This is a genomic window from Streptomyces sp. NPDC057963, from assembly GCF_042887155.1.
Classification (GTDB): Bacteria; Actinomycetota; Actinomycetes; order Streptomycetales; family Streptomycetaceae; genus Streptomyces.
On record NZ_JBHVPX010000056.1, the window covers coordinates 1 to 10,020 of the forward strand.

Here is a 10,020-nt window from a genome sequence, read left to right on the forward strand (position 1 = left end):
TATTCGCGTGGTGTGGGTGTGGAGGAGTGGTCTCGGCATGCGTGGGGTCGTGTGAGGGGTGATGTGTCGGGGTCTTTGGGTGTGGTGGGGGTTGGAGAGGGTGTGGAGGGTGTGGGGGTGGGTGTGTGGCCGCCGGTGGGTGCGGTGGCGGTGGATGTGTCGGGTTGTTATGAGCGGTTGGCTGAGCGTGGGTATGAGTACGGGCCGGTGTTCAGGGGGTTGCGTGGGGTCTGGCGGGATGGTGGGGCGACGTATGCGGAGGTGGAGTTGCCGGCGGGGACGGATCCCGCAGGACACACACTGCATCCGGCGCTCCTTGATGCGGGTCTGCATGCGTTGTTGCTGGAGGAGGAGGACGGGCCGCTCCGGGTTCCCTTCTCCTGGTCGAACGTCGTCCTGCACGCGACCGGGGCCACCAGTCTCCGCGTAACCCTCACCAAGAACACCGACACGACTGCTCGGTTCATCGCGACCGACCCCGCTGGTCTGCCGGTTCTGACCGCCGAGGCGGTGACGACCCGCCCCCTGGCATTCGACGAGGCTTCCGCAGACCTCGATTCGCTGTACGAAGTCGCTTGGATACCCACAGGCCATGCGGTCTCGTCCGCCGAGGACTGGGCCGTTCTCACCTCTGCTGCGCACGTCGCGCGCAGCATCGGGCTGGAGACCTGCAGCCGCTACGCCGACATCGGCGCACTGAGCCGGGCGCTCGAAGACGGGGCCAAGGCGCCCAGCGTCGTGTGCGTACCGGTGCTGCCCGGCAGCGCCGGTGGTTCCGACGACCCCACCGAGACGCTGGAGTGGCTGCTCGCACTGATTCAGGAGTGGGTGGCCGGCGGTGGACCGGCCGGAACGCCGCTCGTGCTCGTGACGCGGGGTGCGGTGGCAGTCGGCGCCGGCGACGGCGTCGACCACCTGGCGGGCGCCGCCGTGTGGGGGCTGGTGCGTGCGGCGCAGGCCGAGTATCCGGACAGGTTCGTGCTCCTGGACCTCGATCCCGACGCCGACGCCTCCGACGTGACCGGTGCACCGGTACTGGTTTCCTCCGCGTCCCAACTGGCCCTACGGGACGGGCAACCTCACGTACCCCGGTTGGTCCGCAAGACCCTCAAGCCCACCGGAGCCGATGCTGCGACCGACGGCGACTCCGTACCCGGCGAGGACCGCGCACCCGACTTCGGGAACCGAGTCCTCATCACCGGCGGCACGGGCACCCTCGGGGCTCTGACCGCTCGCCATCTGGTCACTCGGTACGGCGTAGCGGAGCTGGTCCTCGTCGGGCGCCGGGGGAGGGACGCCGAAGGCGCCGCCGAACTGGAGGCGGAGCTCACGGCCCTCGGAGCGAGGGTCACACTCGCCGTGTGCGATGCCGCCGACCGTGAGGCGCTGGCCGCACTGCTCGCCGACCACGCACCCACCGGGGTGATCCACGCCGCGGGTGTACTGGACGACGGTCTGCTCATGACACTCACTCCGGAACGGCTCCGGAAGGTGCTCAGGCCCAAGATCGACGCGGTACGCAACCTCCATGAACTGACCGCCGGCCTGCCGCAGCCCCTCACCGCCTTTGTGCTGTTCTCCTCCGTCGCGGCCACGCTCGGCAACACCGGCCAGGCCGGCTATGCGGCCGCCAACGCATACCTGGACGCCCTGGCCCACCACCGCCGCGCCGCGGGGCTCCCCGCAGCATCGCTGGCATGGGGTCTCTGGGCGGAGACCAGCAGCATGACGGAGGGCCTGGACCGGTCGCAGGTCGGCACCAGCGGAATCGCGCCGCTGCCGACCGTGCAGGCCCTCGCCCTCTTCGACCGGGCGTCGTCCGCGAGCGCGGGGCCGGTCTCCGTACCCGTGCGATTCGACCGCGCGGTGCTGAACGAGCAGGCGGTAAGAGGCACCCTGCCCGACACACTGCGCAGCCTCGTGCGCGTGCCCGTGCGGCAGGTGTCGACCGACAGCGCCTCGGGCGGTGCATCGAGTCCGTTCGCCCGCAGTCTCGCCGTCCTGCCCGAGTCGAAGCGACTCGGCGCCGTACTGCAACTGGTCCGGGAGCAGTGTGCCGCGGTACTCGGCCACGCCACGGCGGATGCCGTCGATATGGGCAGTGCCTTCAACGCACTCGGTTTCGACTCGCTCATGGCGGTGGAACTGCGCGACCACCTCGGCAGGGCCACTGGCCTGAGGCTGCCCGCCACCCTTGTCTTCGATCACCCGACGCCCGCGGCACTGGCCGACTACCTCCTCGCCACGGCATCGGGGACGGTCGCGGATGCTCCTGCCGTGTCGGTGGGTTCTTCGGTTGAGGGTGAGGAGCCGATTGCGATTGTGGGGATGGCGTGCCGGTATCCGGGTGGGGTGGGTTCGCCGGAGGATTTGTGGCGGTTGGTTGCTGAGGGGACGGATGCGATTGGTGATTTTCCGGTGAATCGGGGGTGGCGTACGGAGGGGTTGTACGACCCGGATCCCGATGTGGTGGGGACGACGTATGCGCGCGGTGGTGGGTTTCTGCATGACGCGGATGAGTTCGATCCGGCATTCTTCGGGTTGAGTCCGCGGGAGGCGTCGGCGACGGATCCGCAGCAGCGGTTGTTGCTGGAGACGGCGTGGGAGGCGGTGGAGCGGGCCGGTATCGACCCCACCACGCTGCGCGGGACCGCGACCGGAGTCTTCGCCGGAGTCATGTACAACGACTACGGGGCCCGCCTCTTCCACCGCCTGGAGAACTTCGACGGCTACATAGGCAACGGCAGCGCCGGCAGTGTGGCGTCGGGGCGTATTTCGTACACGTTCGGGTTCGAGGGTCCGGCGGTGACGGTGGATACGGCGTGTTCGTCGTCTTTGGTGGCGGTGCATCTGGCTGCGCAGGCGTTGCGGAGTGGTGAGTGTTCGTTGGCGTTGGCGGGTGGTGTGACGGTGATGGCGACGCCGAACACGTTTGTGGAGTTCAGTCGTCAGCGGGGTCTGTCTCCGGATGGTCGGTGCAAGGCGTTTTCGGCGGATGCGGATGGTACGGGGTGGGGTGAGGGTGCGGGGACGTTGTTGTTGGAGCGGTTGTCGGATGCGCGGGCCAATGGTCATCGGGTGTTGGCGTTGGTGCGGGGTTCGGCGGTGAATCAGGATGGTGCGTCGAATGGTCTGACGGCGCCGAACGGTCCGTCGCAGCAGCGGGTGATCCGTCAGGCGTTGGCGAACGCGCGGCTGTCTCCTGCCGATGTGGATGTGGTCGAGGCCCATGGCACGGGAACACGTCTCGGTGATCCGATCGAGGCCCAGGCCCTGATGGCCACCTACGGACAGAACCGGGAACCGGGACGCCCGTTGCACCTCGGCTCGGTGAAGTCGAACATCGGTCACACCCAGGCCGCCGCAGGTGTTGCGGGGATCATCAAGATGGTCGAGTCGTTGAGGGAGGGGCGGCTGGCGCGGACGTTGCACGCGGACGAGCCGTCGCCGCACATCGACTGGTCTGCGGGTGCGGTGTCATTGCTGACGGAGGCGCAGGAGTGGTCGCGCAACGGCAGGGCTCGTCGTGCGGGTGTGTCGTCGTTCGGGATCAGCGGGACGAACGCGCACGTGATCCTCGAAGAGGCCCCCGCCGAAGAAGCCCCTGCTGAAGAGACATCTGCCGGAGACGCGCTTGCCGGAGACGCGTTTGCCGGAGAGGCCCCGGTCGAAGAGGCACCTGGCGGAGACGCGCTTGCCGGAGAGACCCCGGTCGAAGAGGCCCCGGTCGGGGACGCGGTCGGGGACGCGGTCGGAGTGCCGCTGGATGAGGGATCTGAGACTGCGGAGAGTTCTGTTCCGTCGGTGTGGGTGCTGTCGGGGCACACTCCTGGTGCGTTGCGGGCGCAGGCCGCGCGGCTCGCCGAGCACGTGGAAGCCCACCCCCGGCTCACCCCCACCGACATCGGCCACTCCCTCGCCACGACACGGGCGATGCTCGACGAGCGCGCCGCGATCGTCGCCACCGGACGTGACGGCTTCCTGGCCGCCCTCGGCGAACTGGCGCGCGGAGCGACTCCGGCCGGTTCGACGACCGGGACAGCTTCGGCAGGCGGCGCCCGGCCGGTGTTCGTGTTTCCGGGGCAGGGGTCGCAGTGGGTGGGTATGGCGGTGGGTTTGTTGGGGGAGTCGGAGGTGTTTGCTGCTGAGGTGGGTCGGTGTGGTGAGGCGCTTTCGCGGTATGTGGATTGGTCGTTGGAGGATGTGTTGTGGGGGCGGCCGGGTGCTGTGTCGTTGGATCGGGTGGATGTGGTGCAGCCGGTTCTGTTTTCGGTGATGGTGTCGTTGGCGGCGTTGTGGCGGTCGGTGGGTGTGTGTCCGTCGGCTGTGGTGGGGCATTCGCAGGGTGAGATCGCGGCTGCGTATGTGGCGGGTGCGTTGAGTCTGGATGACGCGGTCCGTGTGGTGGCGTTGCGGAGCAGGGCTTTGGGGGCGCTTGCGGGGCGGGGTGGGATGCTTTCGGTGGCGTTGGGTACGGAGGAGGTGCGTGAGCGGCTGGTGTCTTTCGGGGACCGTGCGACGGTCGCGGCGGTCAATGGTCCTCTGTCCACGGTCATTGCGGGTGAGCCGGGTGCGCTGGACGATTTCGCGGCCCGGTGTGCGGTGGACGAGGTACGGACCCGGCGGATTCCGGTGGATTATGCCTCGCACTCGCCGCAGGTCGAGGCGATCCGTGAGGAACTGCTCGGGCTGCTGGCCGGTATCACGCCCGGTGAGCCGGACGTGCCGTTCTACTCGACCCTCACCGGCGGGCTTCTGCCCGCGGGCCGGCTGCTGGACGCCGACTACTGGTACGACAACCTCCGTCACACCGTTCGCTTCGAACAGACCACCCGCAGCCTCATCAGCGCTGATCACCACCTGTTCATCGAGGTCAGCCCCCATCCCGGACTCACCGTCGGCATCCAGGAGACCATCGAGGACGCCGGAGCTCCCGGCACCGCACTGGGCACCCTGCGCCGCGACGACGGCGGACAGGACCGCCTGCTCTCCTCGATGGCCGACGCATGGGTCAACGGAGCGGAGGTGAACTGGCCGCTGCTGTTCGAGGGGCACCGGTCGAAGAAGGTGGCGCTGCCCACGTACGCGTTCCAGCGCGACCGCTACTGGCTCGACGTCCCGGAGGAAACGGGCGACGTCGGATCGGTCGGTCTGACCGCGTCGCTCCACGGACTGCTGGGCGCGGCAGTCGAACTGGCCGGTGGCGGAGGCATGGTGTTCACCGGTGTCGTCTCCTGCGACGCCCACCCCTGGCTGGCCGATCACGAGGTCGGAGGGACGGTCCTGCTGCCGGGCGCCGGATTCGTGGAACTCGCTCTGCACGCCGGCGAGCAGGTCGGTTGCGACTCCGTCGAGGAACTCACGATCGAGGCACCGCTGTTGCTGGGTCCCGGCAGGGAACAGGTCCGGATACAGATCGTCGCAGGGGACGACGACGGGGACGGCCGCCGCACCGTCACCGTCCACTCGCGCCCCGTCGGCGACGGGCAGGACACAGACGTGCCGTGGATCCGGCACGCGTCGGGTGTACTGGCAACGGCGGACGCGGAGAGCGACGCCGCGCAGACCGGTGCCCAAGACCTCGCATGGCCGCCGCCCGGGGCTCAGCCCGTCCCCGTGGACGACGCCTACGAGCACCTCGCAGACATCGGATTCACCTACGGGCCGGTCTTCCAGGGGCTGCGGGCCGCATGGCGGCTCGACGGAGACACGTACGCGGAGATCCGCCTGCCCGATGACGTCCCGGTGACCGGCTTCGGCATCCACCCGGCGCTCCTCGACAGTGCGTTGCATCCGCTGGCACTCGCCGCCGGGAGCGACGTGCCCGATCAGGTGATGCTGCCGTTCTCCTGGAACGGTGTACGTCTGTACGCCGCCGAAGCACGCGAGCTGCGGGTCAGCGTGAAGTCCGCAGGGACCGACACGGTCTCCCTCCGGCTCGACGACATCGAGGGCGGCCCCGTCCTCACCGTCGGCTCGCTCACGGCGCGACCGATCCCGCTGGACGAACTGCGTCGCGCCGCAGCAGCATCCCCGGTGTCGCCCAACGGAACCGACGCGCTGTTCCACATCGACTGGACCGACCTCCCTGACCTGCGGGAAACGGACGAACAGACCGGTCGCGCGTCGACCGGTGCCGACGAGGACGAAAGCGACCCGGCCGGACCCGACCTGGCGCTCCTCGGTGACGACCCGTTCGGGCTCGCGGAGGCGCTGAGCACGGCGCCCCGCGGAGTGCGCCCCCACGGCTTCCCCGACCTGGCCGCACTCGGCGAGGCCGTCGCTTCAGGCCTGCCGCTGCCCGAGGACGTCCTGTTCACCCTCCCGCCCCGCCCCGCGCAGGCCGATCCCGTATCCGGTGCGCATGACGCGGCGGCCCGGGTGCTCGCGTTGGCACAGGAATGGCTGTCTGATGAACGATTTGCTGGTGCGCGGCTGGTCGTCGTGACCCGGGGGGCCGTAGCCGTACACGGCGGTGAACACACCGATGCTCCCGACGCGGCCGCCGTCTGGGGTCTGCTGCGCTCGGCCCAGTCGGAACACCCCGGCCGGTTCGCCCTCCTCGACCTCGACGCACAGGCCGAATCCGCCGCCGCGCTGCCGACGGCGCTGATGAGCGGAGAGCCTCAGCTCGCGGTGCGCCACGGGGCCGTACAGGCGGCTCGACTGGCACGGGCCGGCACCTCCGCTCTTCTCGTGCCGCCCGAGGACGCACCGACCTGGAGGCTGAACCTCACCGGCAAGGGAGGGGTCGACGGCCTTGCCTTCGACGCCTGCCCCGAGGTCCGGGAGCCGCTGCGGCCCGGACACGTACGGATCGCGGTACGCGCGGCCGGACTCAACTTCCGGGACATCCTGCTGGCTCTCGGCATGGTGCCGGACGACGAACGCCCCGCGGCGGGCGAAGGCTCCGGGGTCGTCCTGGAGACCGGGCCCGGGGTGACCGCCTTCTCCCCGGGAGACCGGGTGATGGGCCTGTTGTCGGGCGGTATGGGGCCGATCACCGTGGCCGACGAGCGCCTCCTGGCCCCGATCCCCGACGGTTTCTCCTTCGCCGAGGCGGCCGGAATCCCCGTCGTCTTCCTGACCGCCTACTACGGCCTCGCCGATCTCGCGGCGATCAGGTCTGGCGAATCCCTCCTGCTGCATGCCGCGACCGGTGGCGTGGGCATGGCGGCACTGCAGCTCGCGGAGCACTGGGGCGTTGAGGTGTACGGCACGGCCAGCCCCGGCAAATGGGCCACGCTCAGGGCCCTCGGCCTCGACGACGCCCACATCGCATCGTCGCGGGAACTGGGCTTCGAGGAGCAGTTCCTCCACGCGACCGGGGGCACGGGCGTGGACGTCGTACTCAACTCCCTGGCCCGGGAGTACGTCGACGCCTCCCTGCGACTGCTGCCGCGCGGCGGCCGCTTCCTGGAGATGGGCAAGACCGACATCCGCGACGCCCAGGAAGTCGCCGCCGAGTACCCCGACATCGCCTACCAGGTGTATGACGTGCTGGACGCGGGGCCCGACCGCATCCAGGAGATGCTCACCGAGCTCGTCCGGCTCTTCAACAACGGGGTACTGCGGCCGCTGCCCGTCACCGCGTGGGACATCCACCGGGCACCCGAGGCGTTCCGGTACTTCAGCCAGGCCAGGCACACCGGCAAGATCGTGCTGACCCTGCCCGTGCCGAGCGAACCCGAAGGCACCGTCCTCATCACCGGCGGCACCGGAACCCTCGGAAGCCTGTTTGCACGGCAACTGGTCACCCACCACGGTGCGCGGCATCTGCTGCTCACCAGTCGTCGTGGCCGGGAGGCGGAGGGCGCGGACGACCTCGCAAGCGAACTGACCGCACTGGGCGCGGAATCCGTGACGATCGCCGCCTGCGATGTCGCCGAACGGGACCAGCTCGCGGAACTGCTCGCCTCCGTACCCGAGGCGCATCCGCTGACCACTGTCATCCACGCCGCGGGCGTGATCGACGACGGGGTCCTCCCCGCCCTGGACACGGCGCGACTCGATACCGTATTCCGCCCGAAGCTCGACGCGGCGTGGCACCTGCACGAACTCACCCGCGATCTCGACCTGTCGGCCTTCGTGCTCTTCTCCTCCCTCGCCGGCACGCTCGGCACGCCGGGGCAGGCCAACTACGCGGCGGCCAACGCATTCCTCGACGCACTCGCCCAGCACCGGCACGCACACGGACTTCCGGCCACCTCACTCGCCTGGGGCCTGTGGGAGGAGGCCAGCACCATGACCGGGCACCTGGACGCGGCCGCTCGCACCAGGCTGGAGCGCGCCGGGGCCCGACAGCTCACCAACGGGCAGGGACTGGCACTCTTCGATGCCGCTCGCGCCACTCGTCAGGCAGTCCTGGTCACCGCGCCCCTCGACACCGCCGCACTCCGTTCCACCGACCCGTCGGCCCTCCCGCACATGGTGCGCGCCCTCGTCCGCACACCGGCACGACGTGTGGCCGCGGGCCGCCGAACAGCACCGGAGAGCGGCGAACAGCCGTGGACCTCACGGCTGGCCGGGCTGCACCGGACCCAGCAGCGGGCGCTGCTCCTGGATCTCGTACGGACCCATGTGGCAGCGGTCCTCGGCCACTCCTCACCCGGCAGCGTGGTCGCCGACCGGGCGTTCAAGGAGATCGGCTTCGATTCCCTGACGGCCGTGGAACTGCGCAACCGGCTCAAGGCCGCGACGGGGCTGCCTCTGGCGGCCACGCTCGTCTTCGACCACCCGACACCGGCCGCACTCGCCGACCAGCTGCGCGAGCAACTGGCACCGCCGCCCGGAACCGACGGAGCGACCGGCACGGTCACGGCGGTCCTCGCCGAACTCGACAGGCTTGAGGCGTCACTGTCCCGAACCGCCACCGACGGGCCCGCCACCCTGGCCCCGTCGACAGGCGAAGCGCTCACGGACGACGCTACATACACCGAACTCACCGCCCGGCTACAGGACTTCCTGGTCAAGCTCGGCAACGCACGGGACGCGCTCGGCAACGGCACGGGAAGCGACGCCGGGAACGACGCCGTCAACGAAAAGATCACATCCGCCAGTGACGACGAGATCTTCGACTTCATCGACAACGAGCTCGGAATCTCCTGAGGGGGCTGACCAGGTCATGGCCAACAACGAGCAGAAGCTTCGCGAATACCTGAAGCGCGTCACCACCGACCTGCATCAGACCCGTCAGCGTTTGCGCGAGGCGGAGGCGGAGGTCGAGGGCAGGGACCTGGAGCCGGTGGCGGTGGTGGCCATGAGCTGCCGGTTCCCCGGCGGGGTGTCGTCACCGGAAGAGATGTGGGCGCTCCTGGAGCGAGGCGACGACGCCATCGCGGAGTTCCCCGACAACCGTGGCTGGGACCGCGAGGCGCTCTACGATCCCGACCCGGAGACCGTCGGTACGACCTACTGCACCACGGGTGGGTTCCTCACCGACGCGGACCGGTTCGACGCCGCCTTCTTCGGCATCAGCCCCCGCGAGGCCGAGGCCATCGACCCGCAGCAGCGGTTGCTGCTGGAGACCTCCTGGGAACTACTGGAACGCGCCCGAATCCGCCCCGAGGACGTCAAGGGCAGCCGCACCGGCGTCTTCGTCGGAGTCATCTCGCAGAACTACGGCTCGCAGCTCGACGAACCCTCCGAGGATCACGAGGGATACCTACTGACGGGCACCACCACGAGTGTGGCGTCGGGTCGTATTTCGTACACGTTCGGTTTTGAGGGTCCGGCGGTCACGATCGATACGGCGTGTTCGTCGTCGCTCGTCGCGGTGCATCTGGCGGCCCAAGCTCTGCGCAGCGGCGAATGCTCGCTCGCGCTGGCCGGCGGGGCGACGGTGATGGCCACGCCTGCTTTGTTCACGGAGTTCGCACGGCAGCGGGGTCTGTCCACGGATGGGCGGTGCAAGGCGTTCTCGGACGGTGCGGATGGCACGGGGTTTGCCGAGGGTGCTGGGTTGTTGCTGTTGGAGAAGTTGTCGGATGCTCGGGCCAATGGTCATCGGGTGCTGGCGGT

2 protein-coding genes are annotated in these 10,020 nt (G+C 69.5%); both read left to right on the forward strand.

Going from position 1 to position 10,020, the window contains the following annotated elements; all coding sequences use genetic code 11:
- Positions 1 to 135: 135 nt before the first annotated feature.
- Positions 136 to 9,108 (forward strand): SDR family NAD(P)-dependent oxidoreductase, encoded by an 8,973-nt coding sequence (locus ACFVT1_RS40735; protein ID WP_389805786.1) that lies wholly within the window; start codon positions 136 to 138, stop codon positions 9,106 to 9,108.
- Between the two features lie 16 nt (positions 9,109 to 9,124).
- Positions 9,125 to 10,020, forward strand: an 896-nt coding sequence (locus ACFVT1_RS40740; RefSeq protein WP_389805783.1) for a beta-ketoacyl synthase N-terminal-like domain-containing protein, incomplete at its 3' end; no start/stop codon positions are given.